The organism is Rhizobium sp. BR 250, from assembly GCF_047445855.1.
Classification (GTDB): Bacteria; Pseudomonadota; Alphaproteobacteria; order Rhizobiales; family Rhizobiaceae; genus Agrobacterium; species Agrobacterium tumefaciens_I.
On the sequence record NZ_JARWKW010000001.1, the window covers coordinates 432153 to 459143 of the forward strand.

Here is a 26991-nt window from a genome sequence, read left to right on the forward strand (position 1 = left end):
GCCATTTGACGGTGCATCGCCTGCCGCCCTAACGATCAAATGCGTTAAAACAGACCCCTCGCCTGCCTCGATCCGCAGCAGGATGGCCGTAAGCTTCACCTGCCGGCGAACCGCAATTCCGGCACCTCGGACATGATGATATGATTAGGCTGAGCGGCTATCTTTGCTCTTCAGGACATCGAGAAGGATGGCCGCGCCGGTTTCGCCCGGGGGGACGTCCGTGCGCAGACGCTGCTGCACCAACGCATAACCTTCCAGCATCGCACGTCGTTCGATGGTATCGGAAGACAGGCGTTCGGCCCAGCGCAGCATCGAACCTGCCCGGACCACTTCGTTGAAATATTCCGGCACCACGGCATAGTCCGCAATCAGGTTCGGCAGTGCGCCCGTCCAGGTCTTCACCCGCTTGCTCAGCATGGTGAAAATCCAGTCGGTCTTGTAGACGGAAATTGTCGGCACACCGGCCAGCGCCAGTTCGAGAATGACAGTGCCGGAAGCGGCTATGGCCGCATCGGCCTGCGCAAACGCATTCCACTTGAAGGCGGGGTCTATGCCGATCTCGGGCCTGATATCTTCCGGCCATGTCGCGGCCAGTTCACGGAGACGGTTTTCCTGACGCTGAACGGTGGGCAGCACGAAACGGGTCGGGCCGTTGCGTTCCACGAAGGCTCTTGCCGCCTGCTGAAATGGCTCCATCAGCCGTGTCGTTTCGGTGGAGCGTGATCCCGGCAGGAGAAGAATGGTCTTCGACTGGCCCTGTTCCGGCAGAGGCCGCTCCGCTCGCCTCTGCCGCACCGCCAGCACATCGGGATCAACGCTCAGGCGATGGCCAACGAAGGTTGTCGGCGGGCCGCCAAGGCGGCGCATTGCCTCCGGCTCGAAGGGCAGCAGCGCCAGAACGTGATCGACATAGGACAACATCGCGGTGGCGCGATATTCCTTCCACGCCCAGACGCTGGGGCAGACATAATTGACGACCGGCAGAGGCGGCAGTTGCTTGCGGACTTTTTTCGCGACGCGATGGGTGAAATCCGGACTGTCGATGATCAGCAGAACATCCGGCCTTGCGGCAATGATCGCCTGCGCAGTCTGGTTGATCCGCGCAATGAGCTTCGGCAGCTTCTTGAGAACCTGCGTGAAGCCCATGATGGAAAGTTCGGAATAATCGAACAGCGAGGTGAGCCCCTGCGCCTCCAGCGCTTCGCCGCCAACGCCCACCAGTTCCACAGGACCCGGATATTGGACTTTAAGCGACCGGATCAGATCCGCGCCGAGAAGATCGCCGGACACCTCACCGGCAATAACCGCCACTTTGAGTGCCGCCGTCATGCGTTCATGTCTCCGCCAACCATGTCGCCACCGAGTGACGTATCGATGCCGCAGACGAATATGCCCGCCTCATCCGCCGCTTTCAACATCGCCTCGCGATCAAGCACCAATGCTCGCCCGGCTTCGACAGCAATGCCCGCCAGCCCGGCTTTTTTCGCGTTTTCCACGGTTTCGATGCCGATGGTCGGCAGATCGGCGCGCACATCCTGCTGCGGTTTGCAGAGCTTGACCAGCACCCCCTTACGGCGTGGCGATATGCGGCCTTCGGCACGCAACGCCGCGACGCGCGCCAGCATGGCATCCGTACCCTCGACGCCTTCCAGCGCCACGATACGGCCGCCAACGGAGACCGCCCCCTGCCCGACATCGAGCTTGCCAAGCGCAAGCGCCGCCTCGGCAGCCTTGCGAATATCCTTCTGATCCTCCTCGGCAGGCTTCTGCCCGCCGAAAGGGCCTGTCGTTGCCAAAAGGCCGGGTGCAATCTCGTGCGCGCCGATGACCTTTGCGCCGAGCGTGCTGATGATCTTGATCACCATCTGCAGAACCGCATCATCGCCGCCCGAAAGCAGCGTTTTGACGATGGATGGCAATTTCAGCAGGATGCCGGCTGTGGGGCGGATTTCACGCCATTCCGGCCGCCGGGCGACACCGCCGGACAACACGACACGATCTACCTGGTTATCGCGCAGCAGACGACCAAGCCCGGCGACATCGCCAACGCTGATGACGGCATTGTCGAAACCGCTCCAGTCGAAACGGGAGTCATCGCGCAAGCGCACGATGAAGGGGTTCTCACCCATCTCACGGGCGGCGGCCGCCACATAAAGCGGCAACTGGCCACTGCCGGCCACGATGGCGAGACGCCCGCCGCCTGTCACGGCTCACTTGCCCCGGTTGGGCGAAGAAATCGCGCGATCGGTGCCCGCGCCGATGAAATCGATGACTTCAAGCGCCTGCGGGCAATCCAGATAGTCATTGCGGTCGATGGCCGCCGCATTGCCGCGGATCGTACCCTCGGCCTCGAAAATCGCCTTGTAGACGCGTCTGACCTTGTGGATATCCGCGCGCTCGATGCCCGCGCGCGTCATGCCCACGACATTCAGGCCGCCGAGGATGCCGGGATTGCCGTTCAGCATACCGTAAGGGATCACATCGTAATTGACCGCCGACAGCCCGCCGATAAAGGCCTGACGGCCGATGCGGGTGAACTGATGCACAGCGCAACCGCCGCCCAGTATGGCGCGGTCCTCGATGGTGACATGGCCCGCCAGCATCACATTGTTGGACAGGATGATATGGCTGCCGAGGCGGCAATCATGCGCCACATGTGAATTGGCCAGGAAGAGATTGTCGTCGCCAATAATCGTCTTGCCGCCGCCATCGGAACTGCCGGCATTCATCGTCACGCCTTCGCGCATGATGCAACGCTCACCGATCTCGAGCGTCGTTTCCGAACCGTCGTGGCGAACCGCCTGCGGCGTACCGCCGATAACCGCCATGGGATGAATGACCGAACCGCGGCCGATGACGGTGAGGCCGGACACCACGGCGTGGTTGTGCAGCCGGACATCGTCATGCAGCGTTACCTTCGGTCCGACATAGGCAAGCGCACCGACGACAACGTTTTCACCGATGACCGCTCCGTCTTCGATGACGGCCGTCGGGTGAATTCTGGCCGAGGCCGCGATCGTGCTCATTGCTGGTCCTCGGGGATCATCATGGCGCCGACATCTGCCTCCGCCACCAGCGCACCGTCCACCTTCGCTTCGCAATGGAACTTGAAGACATTACCGCGCTGACGCTGCTTGGTGACATGGATTTCCAGACGATCACCGGGGATCACGGGTTTGCGGAAACGCGCATTGTCGATCGTCATGAAGTAAACCAGGTGACCACCCTCGCCCTGGCTGCGAGCGCATATCGCACCTGCTGTCTGGGCCATGGCTTCGACGATCAGAACGCCCGGCATGATCGGCCGGTCCGGGAAATGGCCGGTGAAATGCGGTTCGTTGACCGTCACATTCTTGATGCCGATCGCCGAATTATTACCGTCGATCTCGATGATCTTGTCGATCAGCAGGAACGGGTAACGATGCGGCAAAAGCTTCATGACTTCCAGAATGTCAGCCGCGCCAAGCGTCGTCTTCGTTTCTTCAGTCATTATTTTTCTCTCCTGTTTTTTTATCACGCCCTTCAGCGCGTGCCAGAATTTCGGCCATGTCGCGCAGGAAATATTTCATCGGACGCGCAGGCGTTCCGCCATAACGGGCGCCTGCCGGTACGTCCGCCACAACACCGCTCATCGCCGCGATCTGCACGCCGTCGCCAATGGTGATATGGCCATTGATGCCGGCCGCGCCACCAATCATCACACCGTCGCCGATGCGGGTGCTGCCCGCAATGCCGACCTTGCTGACGATGCCGCAATGGCGGCCGATGCGAACGTTGTGGCCGATCTGGACCTGGTTGTCGATCTTGGTGCCTTCGCCGATGACCGTGTCATCCATGGTGCCGCGATCGATCGTGGTGTTGGCGCCGATCTCGACATTGTCCTGGATGATCACCCGGCCGATCTGCACGATCTTCAGCATGCCGCGCGGACCGGGCGCATAACCGAACCCGTCCTGACCGATGCGCGCACCATTATGGATAATCACATTATTACCGATGAGCGCGGCAAGAACGCTTGCGCCGCCGGCAATGGTGCAATCGCGCCCGATCTGCACATCCTGCCCGATGATGACGCCGGGGCCGATCCGCGTGCCGGCGCCGATATGGGCGCCAGCCCCGATCACCGCGAGCGACTCGACGATGACACCAGCCTCCAGCTTCGCCGATGGATCGACATGTGCCGCATGAGAAATTTCAGCTTCCATCCGCGCTATCGGACCGGGACGCATGGCGGAAGGATGCAGCAAGGCACCAACCTGCGCAAAAAGCGTGTGCGGGTTTTTCGATATCAGCGCAGGGGTGTGAGACGGAAGCATGTCTACAAGCGCCGCGTCACAAATGACGGCGCCAGCTTCGCAGGTTTGCAGTTCATCGCGGCTCTTGCGCGAAAGAATATAACAGAGCTGGTCCGGTTTTGCCCGGTAGACCGGCGCAACGGACCGAATGATCCGCTCCCCCGCCGTTTCATCAGACAGTTCCGCCCCAAAACGGTCTGCGATATCTTTCAATCGCAGTCCCTCGTGGGGCGGAAAAAAGGCATTGTATTCCATCAGCCGGAAACTCCAGAACGTTCAAAGTTGCAGTTCTGGACTGCCGATATCAGAAAGTGTTGGACATGCCAAACCGGAAACGCTGTTCCTCGTCGTAGTCTTCCTTGGCGATCGGTACAGCATAGTCGACGCGGATCGGACCGAAGGGCGACGCCCACATCACGCCAACACCGGCAGAAGCGCGGATGGAGTTATCATCCTTCACACCTGCACTGTTGGCAACCTTGTTGCCATACAACGTACCGGCATCCACGAAGCCAGCAAGACGCAGGCCGAAATCTTCCGGAACACCAGGCATCGGAGCCGTGACTTCAGCAGAGGCCGCGAAATAGGTCGTGCCGCCGATGGAGTCGGAGCCGATACGCGGGCCAATACCGTCGTTCTTGAAGCCACGAACCTGACGACCGCCAAACTTGAACTGATCGAAGACCAGCAGATTGTCGCCCGTCGGCACGACATGACCCGCCTGACCGGTGATCGAGCCGATGACATCGTACTCGTCCGACAGCGTGTAGAAGAAGCGCGCCTTGGCGTAGACCTTGTAATATTCGGAATCGCCGCCGAGACCTGCAAATTCGTTCGTCAGAGCAGCCTGCCAGCCTTCACGCGGCATGTTGCGGTCGTCGAGCGTATTGTAGTTCAGCGTGTTCGAGATGATCGACTGGGTCCAGTCGCCACCGCGAATCAGGTCCTTGTAGGGCTCAGCAAGGTTGCTGCCGGTTTCCCAGTCGCCCTCACCGTCATAGTTGAGCTGCTTGTAGGTATATTTGAACGTCGTCGAGAGGTCCTCGGTGATCGGCGCGGTCACGCGCAACGAGAAGCCCTGCTCGTCGTAGTCGTAATAATCTTCGCTGCGGCTCTGGCTCTTGAACAGGTCGAAACCTGCGGCAAGACGGTAGCCAAGGAAATAAGGCTCGGTGAAGGACAGCGTATAGGTGCGCGCATCGTCTTCACCCGCACCCGCCGCAAGACGGATGTACTGGCCACGGCCGAGGAAGTTCTTTTCTTCGATGGATGCTTCGAGCAGAACGCCGTCGTTCTGCGAGTAACCCGCACCGATACCGAACGAACCCGTCGACTGGTCCTCGACATCGACAACGATCACGACGCGGTCCGGCGCACTGCCGCCGGCGGTCGAGATATTGACCTTGGAGAAATAACCGAGCGCTTCGAGACGGCGCTTTGCAGCGGTGATGACCGTCTGGTTGAACGCATCGCCTTCGGAAATGTCGAACTCGCGACGGATGACGTAGTCACGCGTGCGGGTGTTGCCGCGGATTTCGATACGCTCGACATAAGCGCGCTCGCCCTGATCGACGATGTAGGTCACGCCGATGGTGTTGCCAGCCATGTCGCGGTCGCCGCGCGGCGTAACACGGGCGAAGGGATAACCTTCACCGGCAACGCGCTTGGAAATCGCTTCCATGCTCTGCTGAACTTCCTTGGCGCTGTAGCTCGCACCTTGACGGGTTTCCACGAGGCCCTGCAGCTCCGAACCATCGACACCTGGAACGGTCGATTCGACCGCGACACCGCCGAAGTTGTAACGCTGACCTTCATCGACCGTAACGGTGATGTTGTATTCGTTCTTGGACTCGTCCAGCACAGCCTCGGAACCCACGACCCGGAAGTCGGCGTAACCGCGATTGTAATAGAACTGGCGCAGCGCCTCTTCGTCGGCGCGCAGCTTGTCCTCGTTATAAACGTCCTTACGCGTCAGGAACGACAGCATGTTGGACTTCTTGGTATTGATGACAGCAGCCAGACGACCATCGCTGTAGGCATTGTTGCCAACGAAGTCGATACGGCCAATCTTCGTGCGCTCGCCTTCATTGATGACGAAAGCAATGTTCACGCGGCCCTGACCGACGGAAACGGTCTGCGTGGTGACTTCGACATCACTACGGCCGATGGCGGCGTAGGCTTCCTTGATGCGGGCAATATCCGCCGTCACGATGGCCTGGTTGAACGGGCCGAGCGACTGGGTCTGCACGATGCCGGTGAGCTTGTCGTCCTTGATCTTGCGGTTGCCGTTGAAGACAACCTGATTGACCATCTGATTCTCGTTGACCGTTACGACCAGCGTGCTGCCGGAAACGCGCATGGAGACATTCGAGAAATAACCGGTGGCGTAAAGACGCTTCACCGATTCATCGATGTCCGAATTGGAAAAGTTCTTACCCGGCGCAATGGTGATGTTGGAACGCACGGAGTCCGCACCGGACCGTTCAGCCCCGCGAACATCGATCTTGCTGATGACAGCTGCATTTGCAGCACCAGCAGAGGCAAGCACGCCAAGGCCCGCAACCGAAGAAACACCGGCAGACAGAGCAACCGCCGACACAGCGTTCAAAAATCTTGAACCAGCCTTCATTTCAATTCTTACCTTTTTACGTTGTCCCTCAGCGGGCGGAACCCGACTCCGGCCATGTGCGTCGTTTTACCTGCTTTTCCCCTACAAGCAAGCGTGAACGTTAAATTCTGTTTACTTCGTGCTCCAGAGTGGCTCATTCGCCACTTCGGCATAAAAACACGGTAAACAAATAACTAACAAAACCGTTAAAACACAATCCTCAGCCGATCAAGCTGCTGATATCATTCCATGTTGCAAAAACCATAAGACCCAAAATCATCATCATGCCGATACGGAACGCCACTTCCTGCGCGCCCGCGCCGAGCGGCCTGCCGCGGATGGCCTCAATGGCGTAGAATACCAGATGCCCACCGTCCAGAACCGGCACGGGCATCAGGTTCAACAGACCGATCGAAACGGAAAGAACGGCGGCGAGCTGGATAACGGCGGAAATGCCGAGCGTCGCCATCTGACCGGAGGCCTGCGCCACACGCACCGGGCCGCCCAGCTGATCGGCATTCATGCGCCCCGTCACGAGATTGCCGATATAATTGACGGTACCGGTTATGACGTGGCCCGTTTCGCGCACGCCCTCAACCAGAGCCTCCGACGGCGAATATTCGATATGACGGAAATTGCCACTGGTCTGGTCGGTGACGATGCCGATAATACCCATTTCCAGCTTGTTGCCGAACTGGTCGGTGGTTTCGGTGCGCGTCGGGACCATCGGCAGCTTAAGCGCCTCGCCTGCCCTTTCGACTGTTACCGTAATCGGCGTGCCCGGTCGGATGCCGACATAACGGCGAACATCCTCGAAGGTCGTCACTTTTTCACCGTCGATCGCCACCAGCCGGTCACCCGGGCGCACGCCGGCGGCGGCGGCCGCGCTGTTTTCACGCACCTCGGCCACGACCGGATCGGCGATCATCCGGCCATAGACACCGAAGAGCACCGCGAAGATGAGAATCGCGAGGATGAAATTTGCGATCGGGCCGGCGGCAACCGTGGCCGCCCTTTTCCACAGCTTTGCGCCGGAAAGGGTCTGCGCCCTCTCCTCCAGCGACATATGCGACAGGCCGGAACTGTCCGGCTTGCTTGCCGCATCTTCATCGCCGAAGAACTTGACGTAGCCGCCGAGCGGAATCGCCGAAACCTTCCATCGCGTGCCACGCTTGTCGGTAAAACCGATCAGCTCCGGGCCGAAACCGATGGAGAATGCCGTGGAGCGGATGCCGCACCAGCGGCCGACAAGGTAATGCCCCATTTCATGAACGAAAACGAGCAGGGAAAGCACCAGGATGAAGGGCACGATATAGCCGGTCAGAAAACCCGTCGCCGCCATTACTGTGTTCATGACAATCTGCCCTTTATGTCGTGACCTTTCGCGCCGCCTAGAAGCCCGGCAGCAGACCGCCGCCCGATCCGGGCACGTCGCCAGTTGCCGCTGCATGCACGAAAGCTATGAGGAATACCGTAAAGCAGGCAAAAACAAGACCGTCAACACGGTCCATGAAGCCGCCATGGCCCGGAATGAGATGACTGGAATCCTTGACCTGGAAACGCCGTTTCACGAAGGATTCGAAAAGATCGCCAATCTGGCTGAACACCGAGAGGATGAGGGCGAGCCCGAGCACCAGCAGGCTGATCCTGCCATGATAGGCCATGGAGACCGCCGCACCGCCGATCACCGCCGCCACCGCCCCGCCAATGGCACCGGACCAGGTCTTGCCGGGCGAAATCGAAGGTGCAAGCTTCGGCCCGCCAATGGCGCGTCCAACGAAATAGGCCAGGATATCCGTCGACCAGACGACGGCGAAAATGAACAGGATGGAGACGAAACCCGTCAGTTCATCACCACGAATGGCGGCGAGCGCTATGCCGCTCAGACCGGCGTAGAGAATGCCACCCACCAGCCACCAGTTCTTGCCGCGCAAGACCGGAAACAGCGCCGCGGTCAACGTGAATCCGGATAAAAGCGGCAGATCGAGCGAAGGTTCGCCAAAAATCGTATTGCCGGCGATGACGGCGACCGCGAACCAGCCCCAGGCATTGCCGGTGGAATTGGTTTCGGACAGCCGGGTAATCGTCGACCACTCATAATAGATGAGGATCGCCAGAAGGCCCGCGACGATGCGGAACAAGATGCCGCCATACCAGGTCGCGGCCAGAATGACCGCCGCCATGACGATTGCGGACACGATCCGCAGTCTGAGTTCACGGCTCATCAGGCGCCTGCCACGGCAACCTGCTCCGTGATTGCGCCAAAGCGGCGATCACGCGTTGCATATTGCTCGATTGCGGAGAAGAAGAGCTTCCGGTCGAAGTCCGGCCAATATTCGGGAACGAACAGGAACTCGGAATAGGCAGCCTGCCAGAGCAGGAAGTTCGACAGCCGCTCTTCGCCACTGGTGCGGATAATCAGATCCGGATCCGGCATTCCCGAGGTATCGAGTCTCGCCGAAATCATCTCAGGCGTAATGGCGTCGGCACTGAGCCGGCCTTCGGCGACATCGCGGGCGATTGACGCTGTCGCACGCGCGATCTCGTCACGGCTACCGTAATTGAAGGCGATCACCAGCGTCAGCTTGGTGTTGTCCGCCGTCATATGCTCCGCCTCTTCAAGAAGGGAGCGTATATCGTTCTTAAGTCCCTGCCGGTCGCCGATGATGCGCACACGGACGTTTTCGCGATGCAGTTCCGCCAGGTCACGCCGGATGAAAGCCTTCAGGAGCCCCATCAGGTCGCTCACCTCGGCTTCGGGCCTGCGCCAGTTTTCCGAGGAGAAGGCGAACAGCGTGAGATAGCGTATTCCGCATTCGCCGGCCGCACGCACGGTCTCGCGCACGGCCTCCACCCCGCGGCGATGCCCCATCACGCGCGGAAGACCGCGCTGTTTTGCCCAGCGGCCATTGCCATCCATGATGATGGCAACGTGCTCGGGTATGGAGGAACGTGTCGTCGTCGGCATATCGATCCAGTAACAGGCAGCGCGGAATTAAAACGGATAAAATACAGGTCTATCGCAAGCGATATCAGACCTGCATGATTTCCTTTTCCTTCTCGCCAAGCAAGCGGTCAATTTCCGAAATCGTGTCGTCGGTGATTTTCTGCACCTTTTCCGACTGTCCACGGCTTTCGTCCTGACCGATATCGCCGTCTTTTTCGGCTTTTTTCAGACCGTCCATGCCGTCTCGGCGCACATGGCGAATCGCCACTTTTGCTTTTTCGGAATATTCGTGGGCCACCTTGACGAGCGATTTGCGGCGTTCCTCGTTCAGTTCAGGCAGCGGAATACGCAGGTTCTGACCGTCGACAATGGGGTTGAGACCGAGATTGGATTCGCGGATGGCGCGGTCGACGGCATTGACCATCGACTTGTCCCAGATGTTGACGCCGAGCATGCGCGGCTCCGGAACGGTGATGTTCGCAACCTGGTTGAGCGGCACGCGCGAGCCATAGGCATCGATGGTCACCGGGTCGAGAATATTGGCCGAGGCGCGGCCGGTGCGCAGCGATGCGATATCGCTCTTGAACGCATTGATGGCACCATCCATACGGCGCTTGATATCGTTGAGGTCAATACCACTCATCTTGATACTCCATCTTGTCGGCCATGGCGGCCGTAATTCGCCCGTGGGGCGGCATCGTTTTGATTATTTGTCGTGCACGATGGTCTTGCGGCCGCCGCCGGTCAATATCTGCGTAAAACCACCCTTCTCGTGGATCGAGAAAACAATGATCGGGATGTGGTTTTCGCGCGCAAGCGCGACAGCGGCGACGTCCATGACCGCGAGCCCCTTGCCGAGCACTTCGCTGTGGGTCAGTTCGTCGAAACGGGTGGCCGTCGGATCCTTCTTCGGGTCGGCGGAGTAGATGCCGTCAACCTGGGTACCCTTGAAGATCGCCTCGGCGCCCATTTCCGCGGCGCGGAGTGCTGCGGCGGAATCGGTGGTGAAGAAGGGATTGCCCGTGCCGCCGGCAAAAATCACCACGCGACCCTGCGCGAGATGATGGAGCGCTGCGCGCTGCGAGAAGCTCTCACAGATTTCAGGCATGGCGATTGCCGAAAGAACGACGGTGTCAATGCTGAGCTTGCGCAGCGAGGTGGCAAGCGCCAGCGCGTTGATGACGGTGGCCAGCATGCCCATATGGTCGCCGGTAACGCGATCGCCGCCCTTGGACGCCACGGCTACGCCGCGGAAAATATTACCGCCGCCGACGACAACGCCGACTTCGACGCCCATCGCCCTCGCCTCGGCAATATCGGAGGCGATACGGTCGGCCACCGCCACATCGATACCGAAACCCTGATCGCCCATGAGGGCTTCACCGGAAGCCTTGAGAAGAACACGTTTGTAGATCGGCTTGGAAGACATCATGACTCCTCGGAAATGTAACCGAAACGCGGATACACGAAGGGCACCGCGTTGTCACGCGATGCCCTCCCGTTTTCCCAAGATTGGGTAAATATAATCAGCCCTTGGCGACGGCTGCGACTTCGGCTGCGAAATCGCTTTCTTCCTTCTCAACGCCTTCGCCGAGCAGCAGGCGAACCATGCCCGTCACTTCGATGGAAGCGCCGGCTTCCTTTTCGGCTGCCTTGACGGCGTCGCCGACGGTCAGGTCGGGGTTGATGACGAAAGCCTGCGACAGAAGGGCGACTTCTTCGAAGAACTTGCGCATGCGGCCATCAACCATCTTTTCGATGATGGCTTCCGGCTTGCCGGATTCACGGGCCTGTTCGATGAACACGTTGCGCTCGCGCTCGGCAACGGCGGCGTCAACTTCTTCAGCGCGGATGGCGAGCGGGTTGGTCGCAGCAATGTGCATGGCAACCTGGCGGCCGATGGAGTTCAGAACGGCCTTGTCGCCTTCCGACTTCAGGGCAACGAGAACGCCGAGCTTGCCGATGCCGTCGCCGGCAGCGTTGTGGATGTAGGTCGCAACAACACCATGCGGAACTTCGAGCGCTGCCGAGCGGCGGAGCGTCATGTTTTCGCCGATCGTTGCAATCGCGTCCTTGATGCTGTCGGAAACAGACTTGCCGGTTGCCGGATAGGTGGCAGCGGAAACAGCGTCAACGGTGCCGTTGGTGGTGAGGGCAACCTGGGCGATACCGCGGATGAGGTCCTGGAACGCGTCGTTGCGGGCAACGAAGTCGGTTTCGGAGTTCAGCTCGACAACGACAGCCTTGTGACCCATGGTGGCAACGCCGACCAGACCTTCGGCAGCCGTGCGGCCAGACTTCTTGTCGGCCTTTGCGATGCCCTTGGCGCGCAGCCAGTCGATTGCCGCTTCCATGTCGCCATTGGTTTCAGCAAGAGCCTTCTTGCAGTCCATCATGCCTGCGCCAGACTTCTCGCGCAGTTCCTTCACCATTGCGGCTGTGATTTCGGTCATTGTTTGCCTCTTATCGGTTCGATCGGTCAGCCGGCGGAATTTGCCGTGCCGAAGTTCTGGGTGATGACTGTACCCGGCCGCACACCCTCTGAAACCGGAGAGGATTTCAGGAAAGGGGCATGCGCATTCCCAAGTGCTGCGGCGTCTCCATGCATCGAAATGATGGGTGCCGCTGAAGTGTGACAGCGTTATGAAGACTGCCTTCCGTTTCAACCACATCAGACGCCAGCGGTTTCCTCAAAAACGTGACGGAGCGGTATGAAACGAACAAGGCCGTCAACCCGTGAAAGGTCTTTGACGGCCTTGTCATATCCTGGTCGAGGAGACGGCGACCGAGATCGCCGCCAGACAGGGCCTAAATCAGGCGCCAGCCTCGTCTTCGAGAGCGGGCTCGATCGGAGCTTCTTCAGAAGCGCCGATGTCGCGGCCGGAAGCGCCCTGCTGACGGGCGATACCGTCGATGGCAGCGCGGGCGATCAGGTCGCAGTAGAGCGAGATGGCGCGCGAAGCATCGTCGTTACCCGGGATCGGGTAGTCGATGTGGTCCGGATCGCAGTTGCTGTCGATGATCGCAACGACCGGAATGCCAAGACGCTTGGCTTCTTCGATCGCGATCTTTTCCTTGTTGGTGTCGATGATGAACATCAGGTCCGGAACGCCGCCCATATCGCGGATACCGCCGAGAGCCTTTTCAAGCTTTTCGCGTTCGCGCTCGAGGTTCAGGCGTTCCTTCTTGGAGTAGCCGGAAGCTTCCGAGTTCAGGATCTCGTCAACCTTGCGCAGGCGCTGGATCGAGTTCGAGATGGTCTTCCAGTTGGTCATCATGCCGCCGAGCCAGCGGGAGTTGACGTAGTACTGGGCCGAACGCTTTGCGCTGTCGGCGATGATTTCCGACGCCTGGCGCTTGGTGCCAACGAACAGAACGCGGCCACCACGGGCAACGGTGTCGGACACGACCTGAAGGGCGCGCGACAGCATCGGAACGGTCTGAGCCAGGTCGATGATGTGGATGTTGTTACGGTCGCCGAAGATGTACGGCTTCATCTTCGGGTTCCAGCGGTGCGTCTGGTGGCCGAAGTGAACACCAGCTTCCAGAAGCTGACGCATAGAAAAATCGGGCAATGCCATGCCTTGTTACTCCTTTTCCGGTTTAACCCCCGCGAAGCGAACAGCGCCGATTTTCATCGACACCACCGGGCGGAACAGACCGGATTTCTCCCGGAACATCCCAAGCTTCGCGTGTGGAATGGTGAGCCGCATACAGTCGCCCGCATGAAAATGCAAGCATTTATGCGAAAAAACCGCGAGAACGGCCCGTGTTTCAGCGAACCGGCTTGTTTTCGCAGGTTTCCGGCTTGAGAATATCAAGCTTCGCAAGCTTTCCCGTCAGGACGAAATCGCCGTAATCCATCGTCAGATCGCGGGTGATTCCGTTTTCGTAAAGCTTGAACGACATGCGGTAGATCGGCAGGGCGTCGGTGCCGGTCTTGTCGTTGTAATAGGCGATCGTCACCGGCCAGAACGCGGCTTTGCCGAATTCGCCCGCCTTGCCGGCTTCCGCATCGCCATCCTTCGGCATCTGCGACTTGCCGACCAGCGTCGACGTGATCAGGCTTTCATCGCCGTCATCCGACCCGTCGAAAATGCGCGATTCGAAGATGCGCTTTCCCTGCCTAGCGTTTTCGATGACCTGGAACATGTGCTGGGTTGGAAACTCGCTGGCGACGAGATTGACCTGGCGGGCATCCGGGCGGGTCAGATCGACCTTCACGCCCTCAGTATTGTCGGTCGCAGCCCCCTGCACTTCCTTGTCCAGCTTGTCGTCGGTGTAGGACTTGGTCTCGAAGGTGAATTTCTTCGCCGCAAGATCCTCGAAGGTCGTGGTCTGCTGATCGGTCATGCGCACGGCGTCGCCGGTGTTGATCTGCGTCACGAAACGGAAATCCGTCTTGTAACCCTGGCAGGCCGAGCCGGTGAATTCATAGACCATGCGGCCCGTCATGCCCTCGATGCCGGAGCGATCGGACGCATCCTTGAGCTCGAGGTCGTAGACGGCGCGGTGCGCTACGAGATCCGGAACCGCGACTGGCAAGGCATTGGCGGCGTTCGACAGGCCGGTCATGAGCCCTGTTGCGGCAACGAAACCAAGCGTCCTGACAAACATGCAATATCTCCTGTTGGACTCGCCGCTCATATTGTACAAGCAACCGCCCGGCTTTTGGATCAACATCTTCTGAATGCCGGATTCTTGAAGGATTTACAACAAAACCGGAGACGAAAATGTCGGACGTCATCGAAGGCCGCCTCAAGGAACTTGGCTTTACGCTTCCTGTCGCGGCAGCACCAGCCGCAAACTACGTTCCGTTCACCATCAGCGGCAATCTGCTTTATGTATCGGGTCAACTGCCGATGGAATCGGGCAAGATTGCGGTGACAGGCCTCGTTGGCCGCGATGTAGACGTCGCGGGCGCCCAGCGCGCCGCCGAATTATGCGCCGTTAACATTCTCGCACAGGTCAAGGCCGCTTTGAATGGCGACCTCTCGAAAATCCGCCGCGTCGTCAAGCTGAACGGCTTTGTTGCGTCGGTTCCGGAGTTCGTGGAACAGCACCTCGTCATCAACGGCGCTTCCAATCTCATTGCCAATGTTCTCGGTGAACCCGGCAAACATGCCCGCGCCGCCGTCGGCATGGCCTGCCTGCCCTTCAATGCCGCCGTCGAAATCGACGCCATCGTGGAAATCGACGTATGACGCTGAAACTCTCCTGGCTGACGGCTGAGCCCGTCGCCCATCGCGGTTATCATGATCTCAACAAGGCGGTATGGGAAAACACGCTCTCCGCCTTCTCCCGCGCCATCGAGGCCGGTTTCGCCATTGAATGCGACGTACAGCTGGCAGCGGACAGCGTGCCAGTGGTTTTCCATGACCACGATCTGGAAAGGCTGACCGGCATAAAGGGCGATGTGCGGGAACGCACATCGGCCGAGCTGTCGCTTCTCGCCGTTGGCCAGACCGGCGACCGGGTCCCTACCCTCAAGCAGCTTCTCGCGCTCTGCGCCGGCAAGGTGCCGCTGGTCATCGAGCTGAAGGGCCGTGCCGGCGAAGGTGTCGATGACGGTTTTGCCGAGGCGGTGCTTGAAGACCTCGAGGGCTACAAGGGCCATGTGGCGCTGATGAGCTTCGATCATCATTTGCTGAAGGACCTGAAGGCTGCGGGTTCGCCCTGGCCGCTGGGGCTGACCGCCGAAGGCGACAAGCCGGAAGACTTCTTCAAACATGACGAAGCAATGCAGCTGGGGCTCGATTTCATCTCCTATCATTGGGGGCATCTGCCCAACAGCTTCATCGAAGCGCAAAGAAAACTCGGGCTTCCGGTGATTACCTGGACTGTCAGGGATGAAAATGCGCGTGCGACTACCTATAAATATGCGGACCAGATGACATTCGAAGGTTTCGACCCGAGAGAGAACCCCTCCGCCACGGCATGACAGACGACTATTCCATAAGCATTGCGCAATCCTTCGCGGATATCGATCCGGAAAGCTGGAAACGGCTTTCCGGGACATCACGTAATGCATCAGCAAAATACTACAACCCATTTATTTCTCATGAATTTCTATCCTCCATGGAGGAGTCTGGCTCGGCGACGGCGAAGACCGGCTGGCTTGGACACCACCTGCTGCTCGAAGATGCTGCGGGCACGCTTGTCGGCGCTGTTCCGGCCTATCTGAAGAACCACAGCCAGGGCGAATATGTGTTTGACCATGGCTGGGCGGATGCTTTCGAAAGGGCTGGCGGCCACTATTATCCGAAACTGCAATGTTCGGTTCCCTTCACGCCTGCGACCGGCCCGCGGCTGCTTGTTGCCGAAACGGCCGACGCCACGCGCTTCAAGCCGCTTCTGGCCTCCGGTCTCGCGCAGGTGACGGAAAAGATCGGCGTTTCCTCGGCACATGTCACGTTTTTGCAGGAAGACGACCTCTCGGCTCTTCTGCCGCGCGATTTCCTGCATCGGACCGACCAGCAATTCCACTTCATCAATGACGGTTATCGCGACCATGATGATTTTCTCGAGGCCCTCTCTTCACGCAAGCGCAAGGGGCTGAAAAAGGAACGCCGCGCGGCGCTGGAACACGGCATCGAGATCGACTGGTTGACCGGACGCGATCTGACCGAGGATATCTGGGACCAGTTCTTCGCCTTCTACATGGATACCGGCAGCCGCAAATGGGGCCGGCCCTATCTGACGCGGGCGTTTTATTCGCTGATCGGCGAACGCATGGCCGATGACGTACTGCTGGTCATGGCGAAACGCGAGGGGCGCTATATTGCCGGTGCGATCAACTTCATCGGTTCGGATGCGCTTTATGGCCGTCATTGGGGCTGCATCGAGGACCACCCCTTTCTGCATTTCGAGGTTTGTTACCATCAGGCGATCGATTTCGCGCTTTCCAGGGGATTGAAACGGGTCGAAGCCGGCGCCCAGGGCGAACACAAGCTGGCGCGCGGTTATGTGCCGGTCACCACCCATTCGGCGCATTTCATCGCCCATCCGGGCCTGCGCCGCGCCATTGCCGATTATCTTCAGCGCGAGCGCGAAGAGGTCGAGCATATCGGTGACTATCTGGAAGACCATACGCCCTTCCGCAAGGGCGAGAGACAGGAGCCGGACGTATAGTCCGCATAGAGGAGAGACCACGATGACGGCCAGCGCCTATGACGACAACAATATCTTCGCGAAAATCCTGCGCGGCGAAATTCCGAGCCACAAGCTTTACGAGGACGAACACACGCTGGCCTTCATGGATGTGATGCCGCAGGCCCCCGGCCATCTGCTCGTCGTTCCGAAAACCGGCTCCCGCAACCTGCTGGATGCCGACCCGGAAGTGCTGGCGAGGACCATTCCCGTCGTGCAGAAACTCGCCGTCGCGGCGAAGGAAGCCTTTGATGCAGATGGTGTCTTTGTCGCCCAGTTCAACGAACCGGCGGCCGGCCAGACCGTGTTCCACCTGCATTTCCATGTCATTCCGCGCAAGGAAGGCGAGCCGCTGAAGCCGCATTCCGGCGTGATGGCCGATGGCGAAGTATTGAAAGCCCACGCGGAGAAGATTAGGGCGGCGCTCGCTTCGTGAAGAGCGTCAAGACGCATGGGCGTTTGGCAGCAGGACCACGGCATCCGCAGGCCGTCACCCCGGACCTGATCCGGGGTTCAGCGCGATCAGGTCCTTGATCGCAGGAGACTCTTTCACGGCGCAGACGCGCCGTGGCTGGATACCGGATCTAGTCCGTCATGACGACAATGGTGTTTTTATCACTCGACAGGACGGTACGCGTTCCTCTCCGGCCACGGCCAGCCTTCGAGCACCGTCATATCCGGCCGGAAGATTTCCACCTTCAGCGGATAACAGGCCGCCGTATCGCTCGAATGCGTGGCGCTGCAATCACCGCCCGGGCAGGCGGAAAGCGCGCCGATGAGATCGATTTCCGCAAAAAACTCCAGATAGTCCCCGGGCCGCACCGGGCTTGCCTTCATGAAATATTGATGTGTATCGCGGGTGAAACCCGTGCACATGAAGACATTCAGTACATCATGCGCATGCGGCTCGACCTCGCGGAACGACAGGCCCTTGGCCGAAGCAAGCGCATTCGTAAGGTTCGAATGGCAGCAATGGTGATAATCGCCGCCACTCAACAGCTTGTTGGTATAGGGATCGCAGCGTGTGCCGATCACGTCATGCACACCGCCGCCATCCTCGTCGAAGCCATACCATGACAGCGTATCATGGGTGATGGTCGCCATCGGCCGCAGGGATGGCAGATTGCTCCACAGCCGGTTGCCGACGGATACATGGGTGGCATGCAGCGCGCGGGTCTTGCCGCTGAAAAAGCGCTCGCTCAGATCATGGGCGTTCCACAGGTTCAAATCTCCGACCTGCGGCCCTTCGATGCTGACGATGCGGAAGAAATGCCCCTTCGGCACATGAAAGCTGCGGCCGTCGCGCGGCGGTACGATGACCTCGTCGATCTTTTCCATGCCCTCCCTGGCCCTTTGCAGCCTTGCAAGGTCCGGCACCTCCAGCGTGCCGTTCGGGTAGACAACGACGGGACGGACGGCTCGGCGCGTGGCGGCATCCACGGGTTCGGCATTGGGCATTGGGGGCATGGCGGGCATGAAATCCTCGGAGCGATGAAATATCGCTGCGAAATTGCGGCATGAAGGCCTATCTGACAAGACGGGTTTTTCTTGCGCTCAGCCCAAGCCTCACTTACCCTTGCGATCATGACGCTTCCGCCGCTCGCCACCCTCCGCGCTTTCGAAGCCGCCGCCAGAAGAACGAGTTTTTCTTTGGCCGCGCAGGAACTGGGCATGACGGCGACCGCCGTGAGCCAGCATGTGCGCAATCTGGAAGCATGGCTCGGCGTTCCGCTTTTCGAACGGCACGCGAGAGGCGTGACACTCACCCCGGCCGGAAAGGAATTCGGCGGCACGGTTTCGGCCAGCCTGCGGCAGATCGCTTCCGGCGCGGAACGCATCCGTAAGGGCCGCGAACGCAAGACTGTCCGGCTTGCCAGCCTGCCCTCGGTGGTGACGTATTTTCTCACACCCCGCCTGCCGCGCTTCCGGGCGCTGCATCCCGACATACAGGTATCAATCAGCTATTCCGGGGCGCATCAGGCAAAGTCGGCCGACCTGACCATAGGGCATGGGGTGGCTTCCGGTAAAAATGCCGTGGCGCTTTTCAGTGCCGAGACACGCCCGACCTGCGCACCGGGCTACGCCGCCGAGTTCGGCCCTTTCGATGAGGTTGCCAGCCTGCTGCAGGCGGAACTGCTGCATGACGACACCGAGGCGGCATGGCGGGACTGGTTCGCAGCCGAAGGCCTGTCCCTGCCGGATGGCGCCGGCCCCGTTTTTGCGGATTTCAACCTGCTCGTGACCGCCCTCAAGGCGGGACAAGGAATCGGCCTTTGCCCGACGGCGCTTTTGCGCGATGAAATTGCCAATGGCCAACTGACCGTGCTTTTCGAGCGCGCCGCCGATACGGAAAAATATTACTGGCTGATGGAGGCAGAAGAGATGAGTGCGCCGGCCCGGCTTCTTGCGGATTGGCTGGTGGCGGAGGCACACCGAAGCGATCTCTGACATCGAATCAGCCGGCGTTAGAAACCGAGCCCAAACAGCCCACCGGCCAGGAGCAGGATCGGAACCGCCACCCCGACGATGACGCGCTGGCCCGCCATCAGGAATGCGATGAAACCAAGCGAAGCCGCACCGATGCGCAGCCACATCGGCGAAGCTTCCAGCGTTCCGGTCGGAAAGACGATGAGTTTCGCAGTGACGGCCATGACGAGTGCTGTGGCAACCGCCCGCACCCAATAAAGCGCCTCGGAATCCTCCTTCAGCCGGTTGCCGGCAAGCACACCGAGCCAGCGCCAGAAGTCGGTCGCCAGCCAGCCAGCAATGGCGATGAAGAGATAGGGCGCCCACCAGTTCTCGCTCATCATGGTTCACTCTCCGGTGAAACGGGTTTGATCCTGCGGCGGAAAACGAAGCGGTCAATGAGATAAGCCACCGTCCCGCCGCCGATGCCGGCATAAAGAATGTCGAATTCCGGCGCGATCACCGCAAAGGCCGGTCCGGCGATGACGCCGATGACGAAGGCGACTTTGACAACGGAATGACGGGCCGAGGCCCAGATGGATGCGATGAAATAAACCGGCGTCAGGAAGAACAGCACACCCGCAACGAGCGGCGGAAAGGCAGCGACAACACCGTAACACAGGCCGACAATGATGGCATTAACGACGGTGAGCGTGATGCCGAAACCGGCAAACCAGGCGGCGCGCGCTTCACGCGGCACCTTGGAGAGATTCTGCGTGGCAAAAACCCAGGCCGTGATCGCGACGAAATGAGAGAGAAACAGCAAGATCCATGTCGGCGTCTTCGCACCGCGCATTTCCGGAACGATGGAGGCGACCATCGGCATCATCCGGACCGAAGACAGGGTGACCGCCAAAAAGCAGGCGGCAAGGTTGGCGCCGCCGACCATCGAGCCGATCAGGATCATCTTGGCCGGCAGGGCCCAGATCACCAGCGTCATGAACACCGCTTCGCCACGCGCGACACCCGACTCCAGCGCAAAGGCGCTGAAACCGACAAAAGATGTCATGAGAATGAGCGAGGGTAGCGAAAATATGCCCCGCATTCCCCGGAAGAACCAGCCGCTGAGGGGGATGGTATCGCTATCGGCAGTTTGCATTCGGCTTCCACTATGCATGAAAATGCCGGGCTTTCGCCCGGCATCGGTTTATTGGTGAAACACCAGGGTTATTTCTTCTTCGGCACCTTCGGCACCGTGTTGGTCTTGCGGCGCGGCTTGTCCTCGTCCGCCTTGTCCGCCTCGGCAACAAGAACATCCGCATCCTCATTGGCCTTCGCCGCCTTCGAGGCCGGTTTTGCTTTGGCCTTTGCCTTGCCCGGCGATTTCGCCGCCTTCAGCTCGGCTTCCGGCTGCGGCTTCACGGGTGCGGTCTCCGGCAGAACTTCAAGGATCAAACCGTCGGAGCCGTCATCCTTCTTGCCGACGGTGACGCTGACGACGCCGCCCTTCTTCAGCTTGCCAAAGAGGATTTCATTGGCGAGCGGCTTCTTGATGTTCTCCTGGATCACGCGCGACAGCGGGCGAGCGCCCATCTTTTCGTCGTAACCCTTCTCCGCCAGCCAGGAGATCGCATCTTCATGCAGATCGAAGGTGACGTTGCGCTCGGAGAGCTGGGTTTCCAGCTGCATGACGAACTTCTGCACGACCTTGTGGATAACGGCGGTCGGCAGCGGCGAGAACGGAATGATCGCATCCAGACGGTTGCGGAATTCCGGCGTGAACAGGCGGTTGATCGCCTCTTCATCCTCACCCGTGCGCCGCGAAGAGCCGAAACCGATCGCCGATTTCGCCATTTCGGACGCACCCGCATTGGTCGTCATGATGAGGATGACGTTGCGGAAGTCGATCTTCTTGCCGTTATGGTCGGTCAGCGAGCCGTGGTCCATCACCTGCAACAGGATGTTGTAGATATCCGGATGCGCCTTCTCGATTTCGTCCAGCAGCACCACGGAATGTGGATGCTGGTCGACGCCATCGGTGAGGAGGCCGCCCTGATCGAAGCCGACATAACCGGGAGGTGCGCCGAGCAGGCGCGACACGGTATGCCGTTCCATATATTCCGACATGTCGAAGCGCAGCATCTCGACGCCAAGCGAGGCGGCAAGCTGCTTGGCCACTTCCGTCTTGCCCACGCCCGTGGGGCCGGAGAAGACGTAAGAGCCGATCGGCTTGTTCGGTTCGCGCAGGCCCGCACGCGCCAGCTTGATGGCGGTGGCCAGCGCCTCGATGGCGATGTCCTGACCATAAACGACCGAGCGCAGTTCCTTTTCGAGATTGGCGAGAACCATCTCGTCGTCCTTGGAGACCGTCTTCGGAGGAATGCGGGCCATCGTTGCGATGGTGGCCTCGATTTCCCGTTCGGTGATCAGCTTGCGGCGCTTGGACGCCGGCAGCAGCATCTGCGCCGCACCGGTCTCGTCGATCACGTCGATCGCCTTGTCCGGCAGCTTGCGGTCGGAGATGTAGCGGGCCGACAGCTCGACGGCAGCCTTGATCGCCTCATTGGAATATCTGAGGTGATGGTAATCCTCGAAATAGGGCTTCAGGCCCTTCATGATGGCGATGGCGTCATCGATGGACGGTTCGTTGACGTCGATCTTCTGGAAACGACGCACAAGCGCGCGGTCCTTCTCGAAGAACTGGCGATATTCCTTGTAGGTGGTCGAACCGATGCAGCGGATCGCACCCGAGGACAGCGCCGGCTTCAGGAGGTTCGATGCATCCATTGCGCCGCCGGAGGTGGCGCCGGCACCGATGACGGTGTGGATTTCATCGATGAACAGAACCGCGCCCGGAAACTCCTCGAGTTCCTTGACGACCTGCTTCAGGCGTTCTTCGAAATCACCGCGATAGCGGGTTCCGGCAAGCAGCGTGCCCATATCGAGCGAGAAGATCGTGTCATTGGCGAGAGCCTCCGGCACCTTGCCCTCGACGATGCGCTTGGCCAGACCTTCGGCGATCGCCGTCTTGCCTACGCCAGGATCGCCCACATAAAGCGGGTTATTCTTGGAGCGGCGGCAAAGAATCTGGATCGTGCGGTTGACCTCGTCATGACGGCCGATCAGCGGATCGATCTTGCCGTTTTTCGCCTTTTCATTGAGGTTGACGCAATAGGCTTTCAGCGCATCCTGCTGCTTCTTGGCGGAAGATCCATCTTCCTCGGGATTGCTGCGGCTCGCCTTGTTTTCGCTTTCCGGCTCATCGGCACCCCGCGGCGCACGCGTCTGCGACGTGCCCGGGCGCTTGCCGATGCCGTGGGAGATGTAATTGACCGCGTCATACCGGGTCATTTCCTGTTCCTGCAGGAAATAGGCGGCATGGCTTTCACGCTCGGCGAAAATGGCGACGAGCACGTTCGCGCCGGTCACTTCCTCGCGGCCGGATGACTGAACATGGATGACCGCCCGCTGGATGACGCGCTGGAAGCCGGATGTGGGTTTGGAATCCTCGTCGTAACCGGTGACGAGGTTGGTCAGTTCATTGTCGACATAGTCGCTGACGGTCTTGCGCAGCGCATCGAGATCGACATTGCAGGCAGCCATCACGGCGGCGGCATCCGCGTCGTCGATCAGCGCCAGAAGGAGATGTTCGAGCGTCGCATATTCGTGGTGACGCTCATTTGCAAAGGTCAGTGCCTGGTGCAGCGCCTTCTCGAGACTTGGGGAAAAAGTTGGCACGTTGCGATCCTCATTTCTTTTCCATGACGCATTGCAGCGGATGCTGGTGCTGTCGGGCGAAATCCATGACCTGGCTTACTTTCGTCTCTGCGACCTCATATGTAAACACCCCGCATTCGCCCACGCCGTGCTGGTGCACGTGCAGCATGATGCGGGTTGCCGCTTCGCGATCCTTCTGGAAAAACCGTTCCAGAATATGGATGACGAATTCCATGGGAGTGTAGTCGTCATTCAGTAAAAGAACACGGTACAAATTCGGTCTTTTCGTCTTTGGCTTGACGCGGGTGATAACAGACGTTCCGCGGTTGGTGCCGCCCCCGTCTTCCCCTTCGCCCTCGCCCTGCATGTAGATCGGCTTAGCGATCATCTTTCATCATTCTCCAAACTGTTCTCAAACCGACAGTTCTTTGCCAGGAGGGAGAACTTCGCCTCTTCATATCTAGGTCGTTAAGACGCGATTTTAAGCCCCTTGCGAAACGGTGCAATCACTATTGCGTTTGCGAAGAGGCAAACCTCGGGAAAAGTACGGTTGCGGAGGCTGTACGCGGCGCAAGGAGAGACGAACCGGCAGGAACGGCACATTTCAGCCCGGACATAAACGCAGGGGCAGGTCATGGCGCAGGCGAATCCCGTTCGCCGCCGCCAGCCCTACTCCTTGTCGTCGAGCATTTCGCGAACGGCGATGGCGAGCTGCTTCAGCGAGAACGGTTTTGGCAGGAAGCCGAACTTGGCGTCCGCCGGCAGGTTTTTCGCGAAAGCATCCTCGGCATAACCCGAAACGAAGATGAATTTCAGGTCCGGATAGGACTTGCGCAATTCTCGCAGCAGCGACGGGCCGTCCATTTCCGGCATCACGACGTCGGAGACGACGATATCGACCTTGCCTTCCAGCTCCTCCATTACCTCCAGCGCCTCGGTGCCGGAGCCAGCCTCATGCACGGTGTAGCCGCGGGTTTCCAGCATGCGCTTGCCGCCGCGCCGCACCGCCTCCTCGTCTTCCACAAGGAGCACGACGGCAGATTTGCCGGTGAGGTCCAGCGGTTCTTCCTTCACCGGCTCGGCCGCGACGACCGGAGCAAGCGCCGCCTCGCCGGACTGCTGTCCGTTGGCCTGAACGGCCTCCACGACATGGCGCGGCAGGTAAATACGGAAGGCCGTTCCCTTGCCCATTTCCGATTCGGGATAGATGTAGCCGCCCGACTGCTTGACGATGCCATAGACCATGGACAGACCAAGGCCCGTGCCCTTGCCGACTTCCTTGGTGGTGAAGAAGGGCTCGAAAATCTTGTCCATGATCTCGGGCGGAATGCCGGTGCCGTTATCGGCGACTTCCACCATGACCATGTCTTCGGCCGGGAATTCGGGTCGGCCAAGCGCGGCGACTTCCTCCGCATCGACGTTGCGCGTCCGGATGGTGATCTTGCCACCATCCGGCATGGCGTCACGCGCATTGACGCAGAGATTGATGAGCACCTGCTCGAATTGCGAAAGATCGGTCTTCACCGGCCAGAGATCGCGGCCGTAATCGACCTCCAGCTTGACATTGGTGCCGGAAATCAACCGGTCCACCAGCATGCGCAGATCGCCGATAACATCCGTCAGGTTGAGGACGGCCGGACGCATCGTCTGCTTGCGCGAGAAAGCGAGAAGCTGGCGCACCAGCACGGCGGCGCGGTTGGCGTTGCGCTTGATCTCCATGAGATCGGCAAAGCTCGGATCGGCGGGCCGCGCCTGCAGCAGCAGATGGTCGGACGACAGCAGGATGGCGGTGAGAACGTTGTTGAAGTCATGGGCGATGCCGCCCGCAAGCGTACCCACCGCATTCATCTTCTGGGTCTGCGCCATCTGGGTCTCGAGCGCCTTCTGCTCTGTCACCTCGATGGCATAAACGATCGCCACCTCTTCTGGTGCCTCGTCGTCCTGGTCGATGACGGCGTTGACGTAGAAACGGAAGTGCCGGCCCTCGTCGCTCGGATGGCGGGAATCGAAGGGCGCAATATCGCCCTGGCGATCCTTGGCCTCGGCCAGCGCCTGTTCAAGCCGCGGCTTCTCATTGTCGTGGATAACGGTTTCGAGCGCCACGCCGCGGTCGATATCATCACGCCCGACAACGCCGGAGAACAATTTCAGGAAGGGCGCGTTGATGCGCAGGATGCGGCCTTCGCCGTCAAGCGAGGCGATCGCCATCGGCGTATTGTTGAAGAAGCGCGTGAAGCGCATGGCGGAGGAGGATTCCGTGTCCTCCTGCCCCTTCGGGCGCATCAAGACAATCGTCCGGCTCTCACCCGGCGCACCATCCCTTGCGGTGACCTGATGCACGAGACGGGCCGGCATGCTCTGGCCGTTCACCCGGCGCATGTCGAGATCGAGGATTTCGGTGCGCTTGGCCGTGCCCTGGGGATGCACCGATTCGATCAGCGCCATGCCTTCGCCGGCGACGATATCCGAAATGGTCATCGAGCCCGGCGAAAACTGCGCCAGATCGATGCCGAGCCATTCGGAAAGGGTGGCGTTCAGATAAACGATCTCGCCCTTGCGGCCGGCGGAAAAGAAACCGGCCGGCGCGTGATCGAGATAATCGATGGCATTCTGCAATTCGCGGAAGAAGCGTTCCTGATCCTCGCGCTCCGGCGTGATATCGGCGATCTGGAAAACGTGCAGCCCCTCGCCGCCCGCATCCTTCAGCACCCGGCCCTTCAGCCTGTACCAATGCGGCCCTGTGCCGGAATCCTCTCCGAGCGGCTTCAGCAGCCGGAATTCCTCGTAACCGTCACGGCCCTCGCGCAGCACGTTGATGAGCCGGTACAGCGCTTCGGTCGATTCCCGGCTGCGCGACAAAAGCGTCTCGAGGCTCTGTATGTCGCTCGCCCTGGTGGTGCCGCTCATGCGGCAATAGGTGGCGTTGGCATAGATCATATGCCCCTTGGCGTCGGTGATCAGCGTGCCGTCGGGATGGGCCGAGAGAAACCGGCGGGCAAGCCCGTCCGATTGCGATTGCGGCATGACCTCGATGAAACCGATGATCGACGAGACCAGAAAAAAGATGCCCATCATGGCCAGCACGCCGAGGATGCCGAGCACGATTTCGTTTTCCAGCGAATCCTTGAAATAAACGAAGGCGGCGGCCGCCGCGATCAGCACCAGCGCCAGAAGCAGAATGCGCAAGACCGTGCCGGAACGGGCACGCCTGTCCACCAGCGGAAGGTCGTTGTCGCTTGTCTCGCGCACCCGTGTCATCTTGGCCTCGCAGTCGTGCAGGTCGTCATTCGGTCAGCCTTATTCCGTCGACGGAATCGGGCAGCAGAATTTCTTGTAGCAACTCACTTGACCGTCAAAAAGCTCCGCCACGACACAAAGGCTTAAAAACGCACAGCGAAAACGGCCTGAAAGGTGTATAAAGGCGTTGAAAGATCACTGCCGGGTGCAGGTCAGCTCCTTCACCTGGCATTGAATGCGTGGCGCGGAACAAATGATCTTGCCATCGGTGACGGTGCAAACCGAGCATCCGTCCGTGAAATCAAGGCAGGACGGATTGTCTCGCACGAATTCCGCCATGGTGGCGGCGTTTTGGGGCGCCTTGTCATCTGCCGCAGCCTGATACGGAAAAACGAAAGCCGGCAGCAACAAAAAAACCGCGGCAAAGAGACAGGATGCAGGAGACCTGCCAACACGCAATGCCCTGATCATTTATGAGCGCTCCTGAGGCGAAAGAATTGCAACTTTCCCTGTCTTTCAGCATTGAAGGACGGGATATGGTGTTTTGGTGGCGTCGTCCGGTTGATACGGCGATCCTGTGGGGCGAAATGAATAAACCTTGTATCGCGCCCAAAAAAATCGTCTTTTCCTGC

General features: G+C 59.7%; 27 protein-coding genes. 5 read left to right on the top strand and 22 right to left on the bottom strand.

Annotated elements, in window-relative coordinates; all coding sequences use genetic code 11:
- Positions 1-144 precede the first annotated feature (144 nt).
- The 15 genes from lpxB to QD336_RS02235 all read right to left on the bottom strand — a co-directional run bounded on the left by lpxB (position 145) and on the right by QD336_RS02235 (position 14467).
- Positions 145-1329: a lipid-A-disaccharide synthase gene (gene lpxB / locus QD336_RS02165; protein WP_499169114.1), complete on the bottom strand. Its 1185-nt coding sequence runs from the start codon at positions 1327-1329 to the stop codon at positions 145-147.
- Complete coding sequence (locus QD336_RS02170; RefSeq protein WP_269343604.1) at positions 1326-2207, bottom strand: LpxI family protein; 882 nt, start codon at positions 2205-2207, stop codon at positions 1326-1328. The genes lpxB and QD336_RS02170 overlap by 4 nt, the downstream gene beginning before the upstream one ends.
- A gap of 3 nt (positions 2208-2210) precedes the next feature.
- The gene (gene lpxA, locus QD336_RS02175) at positions 2211-3026 is read right to left on the bottom strand and encodes an acyl-ACP--UDP-N-acetylglucosamine O-acyltransferase (RefSeq protein WP_269343606.1); all 816 of its coding nucleotides are present in this window, start codon (positions 3024-3026) and stop codon (positions 2211-2213) included.
- Complete coding sequence (fabZ, locus tag QD336_RS02180) at positions 3023-3490, bottom strand: 3-hydroxyacyl-ACP dehydratase FabZ (RefSeq protein WP_269343608.1); 468 nt, start codon at positions 3488-3490, stop codon at positions 3023-3025. The genes lpxA and fabZ overlap by 4 nt, the downstream gene beginning before the upstream one ends.
- The gene (gene lpxD / locus QD336_RS02185; protein WP_269343609.1) at positions 3483-4550 is read right to left on the bottom strand and encodes a UDP-3-O-(3-hydroxymyristoyl)glucosamine N-acyltransferase; all 1068 of its coding nucleotides are present in this window, start codon (positions 4548-4550) and stop codon (positions 3483-3485) included. The genes fabZ and lpxD overlap by 8 nt, the downstream gene beginning before the upstream one ends.
- A 49-nt stretch (positions 4551-4599) precedes the next feature.
- Entirely contained in the window at positions 4600-6924 is a 2325-nt protein-coding gene (gene bamA, locus QD336_RS02190) for an outer membrane protein assembly factor BamA (RefSeq protein ID WP_269343610.1), read from the bottom strand.
- Between the two features lie 199 nt (positions 6925-7123).
- On the bottom strand, positions 7124-8245 hold the full coding sequence (gene rseP / locus QD336_RS02195; RefSeq protein WP_269344413.1) for an RIP metalloprotease RseP: 1122 nt from the start codon (positions 8243-8245) through the stop codon (positions 7124-7126).
- 49 nt (positions 8246-8294) lie between these two features.
- Entirely contained in the window at positions 8295-9128 is an 834-nt protein-coding gene (locus QD336_RS02200) for a phosphatidate cytidylyltransferase (protein WP_269343611.1), read from the bottom strand.
- Positions 9128-9871, bottom strand: a complete 744-nt coding sequence (locus tag QD336_RS02205) for an isoprenyl transferase (RefSeq protein ID WP_269343612.1) — start codon at positions 9869-9871, stop codon at positions 9128-9130. The genes QD336_RS02200 and QD336_RS02205 overlap by 1 nt, the downstream gene beginning before the upstream one ends.
- Positions 9872-9935: 64 nt before the next feature.
- Positions 9936-10493: a ribosome recycling factor gene (gene frr / locus QD336_RS02210; RefSeq protein ID WP_269343614.1), complete on the bottom strand. Its 558-nt coding sequence runs from the start codon at positions 10491-10493 to the stop codon at positions 9936-9938.
- Positions 10494-10556: 63 nt separating this feature from the next.
- Entirely contained in the window at positions 10557-11279 is a 723-nt protein-coding gene (gene pyrH / locus QD336_RS02215) for a UMP kinase (RefSeq protein ID WP_269343616.1), read from the bottom strand.
- A 97-nt stretch (positions 11280-11376) separates the two neighbouring features.
- Positions 11377-12303 carry a translation elongation factor Ts gene (gene tsf / locus QD336_RS02220; protein WP_269343618.1) on the bottom strand — a complete coding sequence of 309 codons (927 nt, stop codon included), beginning with the start codon at positions 12301-12303 and terminating at the stop codon, positions 11377-11379.
- A gap of 360 nt (positions 12304-12663) precedes the next feature.
- The gene (rpsB, locus tag QD336_RS02225) at positions 12664-13431 is read right to left on the bottom strand and encodes a 30S ribosomal protein S2 (RefSeq protein ID WP_003496241.1); all 768 of its coding nucleotides are present in this window, start codon (positions 13429-13431) and stop codon (positions 12664-12666) included.
- Positions 13432-13437: 6 nt separating this feature from the next.
- Entirely contained in the window at positions 13438-13563 is a 126-nt protein-coding gene (locus QD336_RS02230) for a hypothetical protein (RefSeq protein WP_499169119.1), read from the bottom strand.
- 61 nt (positions 13564-13624) lie between these two features.
- Complete coding sequence (locus QD336_RS02235; RefSeq protein WP_499169121.1) at positions 13625-14467, bottom strand: cell envelope integrity EipB family protein; 843 nt, start codon at positions 14465-14467, stop codon at positions 13625-13627.
- 116 nt (positions 14468-14583) lie between these two features.
- On the opposite strand from QD336_RS02235, the gene QD336_RS02240 reads away from it, so the two are divergent.
- Genes QD336_RS02240 through QD336_RS02255 form a run of 4 tightly spaced genes read left to right on the top strand, consistent with a single transcriptional unit; the run spans position 14584 to position 17435 of the window.
- Positions 14584-15054 (top strand): RidA family protein, encoded by a 471-nt coding sequence (locus QD336_RS02240; protein ID WP_269343622.1) that lies wholly within the window; start codon positions 14584-14586, stop codon positions 15052-15054.
- Positions 15051-15791, top strand: coding sequence for a glycerophosphodiester phosphodiesterase (locus tag QD336_RS02245; protein WP_269343624.1), 741 nt, complete (start codon positions 15051-15053; stop codon positions 15789-15791). Before QD336_RS02240 ends, QD336_RS02245 begins: the two co-directional genes overlap by 4 nt.
- Positions 15788-16981: a GNAT family N-acetyltransferase gene (locus tag QD336_RS02250; protein WP_499169123.1), complete on the top strand. Its 1194-nt coding sequence runs from the start codon at positions 15788-15790 to the stop codon at positions 16979-16981. The genes QD336_RS02245 and QD336_RS02250 overlap by 4 nt, the downstream gene beginning before the upstream one ends.
- A 22-nt stretch (positions 16982-17003) precedes the next feature.
- Positions 17004-17435, top strand: a complete 432-nt coding sequence (locus tag QD336_RS02255; protein WP_269343628.1) for an HIT family protein — start codon at positions 17004-17006, stop codon at positions 17433-17435.
- Between the two features lie 179 nt (positions 17436-17614).
- On the opposite strand, the gene QD336_RS02260 is transcribed toward QD336_RS02255, so the two are convergent.
- Complete coding sequence (locus QD336_RS02260; RefSeq protein ID WP_499169257.1) at positions 17615-18466, bottom strand: urea carboxylase-associated family protein; 852 nt, start codon at positions 18464-18466, stop codon at positions 17615-17617.
- 117 nt (positions 18467-18583) lie between these two features.
- On the opposite strand from QD336_RS02260, the gene QD336_RS02265 reads away from it, so the two are divergent.
- The gene (locus QD336_RS02265) at positions 18584-19447 is read left to right on the top strand and encodes a LysR substrate-binding domain-containing protein (protein ID WP_499169259.1); all 864 of its coding nucleotides are present in this window, start codon (positions 18584-18586) and stop codon (positions 19445-19447) included.
- Between the two features lie 17 nt (positions 19448-19464).
- Here QD336_RS02265 and QD336_RS02270 read toward each other — a convergent pair whose 3' ends face one another.
- The 6 genes from QD336_RS02270 to QD336_RS02295 form a co-directional block, all read right to left on the bottom strand.
- Positions 19465-19809 (bottom strand): AzlD domain-containing protein, encoded by a 345-nt coding sequence (locus tag QD336_RS02270; protein ID WP_269343630.1) that lies wholly within the window; start codon positions 19807-19809, stop codon positions 19465-19467.
- Positions 19806-20564 carry an AzlC family ABC transporter permease gene (locus QD336_RS02275; RefSeq protein WP_499169126.1) on the bottom strand — a complete coding sequence of 253 codons (759 nt, stop codon included), beginning with the start codon at positions 20562-20564 and terminating at the stop codon, positions 19806-19808. Before QD336_RS02275 ends, QD336_RS02270 begins: the two co-directional genes overlap by 4 nt.
- A 68-nt stretch (positions 20565-20632) precedes the next feature.
- Positions 20633-23143: an ATP-dependent Clp protease ATP-binding subunit ClpA gene (gene clpA / locus QD336_RS02280; protein WP_269343634.1), complete on the bottom strand. Its 2511-nt coding sequence runs from the start codon at positions 23141-23143 to the stop codon at positions 20633-20635.
- A gap of 10 nt (positions 23144-23153) precedes the next feature.
- Positions 23154-23510, bottom strand: a complete 357-nt coding sequence (gene clpS / locus QD336_RS02285; RefSeq protein WP_003502541.1) for an ATP-dependent Clp protease adapter ClpS — start codon at positions 23508-23510, stop codon at positions 23154-23156.
- 281 nt (positions 23511-23791) lie between these two features.
- On the bottom strand, positions 23792-26380 hold the full coding sequence (cckA, locus tag QD336_RS02290; protein WP_499169128.1) for a cell cycle histidine kinase CckA: 2589 nt from the start codon (positions 26378-26380) through the stop codon (positions 23792-23794).
- A 174-nt stretch (positions 26381-26554) separates the two neighbouring features.
- On the bottom strand, positions 26555-26830 hold the full coding sequence (locus QD336_RS02295) for a hypothetical protein (protein ID WP_499169129.1): 276 nt from the start codon (positions 26828-26830) through the stop codon (positions 26555-26557).
- Positions 26831-26991: the final 161 nt, after the last annotated feature.

Bases quoted from the DNA above. Each gene is read 5' to 3' on its own strand.
- tsf (WP_269343618.1), bottom strand. From the start codon at position 12,303: ATGACCGAAATCACAGCCGCAATGGTGAAGGAACTGCGCGAGAAGTCT.
- clpS (WP_003502541.1), bottom strand. From the start codon at position 23,510: ATGATCGCTAAGCCGATCTACATGCAGGGCGAGGGCGAAGGGGAAGAC.
- QD336_RS02240 (WP_269343622.1), top strand. From the start codon at position 14,584: ATGTCGGACGTCATCGAAGGCCGCCTCAAGGAACTTGGCTTTACGCTT.
- QD336_RS02245 (WP_269343624.1), top strand. From the start codon at position 15,051: ATGACGCTGAAACTCTCCTGGCTGACGGCTGAGCCCGTCGCCCATCGC.
- QD336_RS02255 (WP_269343628.1), top strand. From the start codon at position 17,004: ATGACGGCCAGCGCCTATGACGACAACAATATCTTCGCGAAAATCCTG.
- QD336_RS02295 (WP_499169129.1), bottom strand. From the start codon at position 26,830: ATGATCAGGGCATTGCGTGTTGGCAGGTCTCCTGCATCCTGTCTCTTT.
- rpsB (WP_003496241.1), bottom strand. From the start codon at position 13,431: ATGGCATTGCCCGATTTTTCTATGCGTCAGCTTCTGGAAGCTGGTGTT.
- QD336_RS02230 (WP_499169119.1), bottom strand. From the start codon at position 13,563: ATGCGGCTCACCATTCCACACGCGAAGCTTGGGATGTTCCGGGAGAAA.
- QD336_RS02235 (WP_499169121.1), bottom strand. From the start codon at position 14,467: ATGTTTGTCAGGACGCTTGGTTTCGTTGCCGCAACAGGGCTCATGACC.
- QD336_RS02250 (WP_499169123.1), top strand. From the start codon at position 15,788: ATGACAGACGACTATTCCATAAGCATTGCGCAATCCTTCGCGGATATC.
- rseP (WP_269344413.1), bottom strand. From the start codon at position 8,245: ATGGCGGCGACGGGTTTTCTGACCGGCTATATCGTGCCCTTCATCCTG.
- frr (WP_269343614.1), bottom strand. From the start codon at position 10,493: ATGAGTGGTATTGACCTCAACGATATCAAGCGCCGTATGGATGGTGCC.
- QD336_RS02275 (WP_499169126.1), bottom strand. From the start codon at position 20,564: ATGCAAACTGCCGATAGCGATACCATCCCCCTCAGCGGCTGGTTCTTC.
- bamA (WP_269343610.1), bottom strand. From the start codon at position 6,924: ATGAAGGCTGGTTCAAGATTTTTGAACGCTGTGTCGGCGGTTGCTCTG.
- QD336_RS02205 (WP_269343612.1), bottom strand. From the start codon at position 9,871: ATGCCGACGACGACACGTTCCTCCATACCCGAGCACGTTGCCATCATC.
- QD336_RS02270 (WP_269343630.1), bottom strand. From the start codon at position 19,809: ATGATGAGCGAGAACTGGTGGGCGCCCTATCTCTTCATCGCCATTGCT.
- fabZ (WP_269343608.1), bottom strand. From the start codon at position 3,490: ATGACTGAAGAAACGAAGACGACGCTTGGCGCGGCTGACATTCTGGAA.
- cckA (WP_499169128.1), bottom strand. From the start codon at position 26,380: ATGACACGGGTGCGCGAGACAAGCGACAACGACCTTCCGCTGGTGGAC.
- lpxB (WP_499169114.1), bottom strand. From the start codon at position 1,329: ATGACGGCGGCACTCAAAGTGGCGGTTATTGCCGGTGAGGTGTCCGGC.
- QD336_RS02260 (WP_499169257.1), bottom strand. From the start codon at position 18,466: ATGCCCCCAATGCCCAATGCCGAACCCGTGGATGCCGCCACGCGCCGA.
- lpxD (WP_269343609.1), bottom strand. From the start codon at position 4,550: ATGGAATACAATGCCTTTTTTCCGCCCCACGAGGGACTGCGATTGAAA.
- pyrH (WP_269343616.1), bottom strand. From the start codon at position 11,279: ATGTCTTCCAAGCCGATCTACAAACGTGTTCTTCTCAAGGCTTCCGGT.
- QD336_RS02200 (WP_269343611.1), bottom strand. From the start codon at position 9,128: ATGAGCCGTGAACTCAGACTGCGGATCGTGTCCGCAATCGTCATGGCG.
- QD336_RS02265 (WP_499169259.1), top strand. From the start codon at position 18,584: ATGACGCTTCCGCCGCTCGCCACCCTCCGCGCTTTCGAAGCCGCCGCC.
- lpxA (WP_269343606.1), bottom strand. From the start codon at position 3,026: ATGAGCACGATCGCGGCCTCGGCCAGAATTCACCCGACGGCCGTCATC.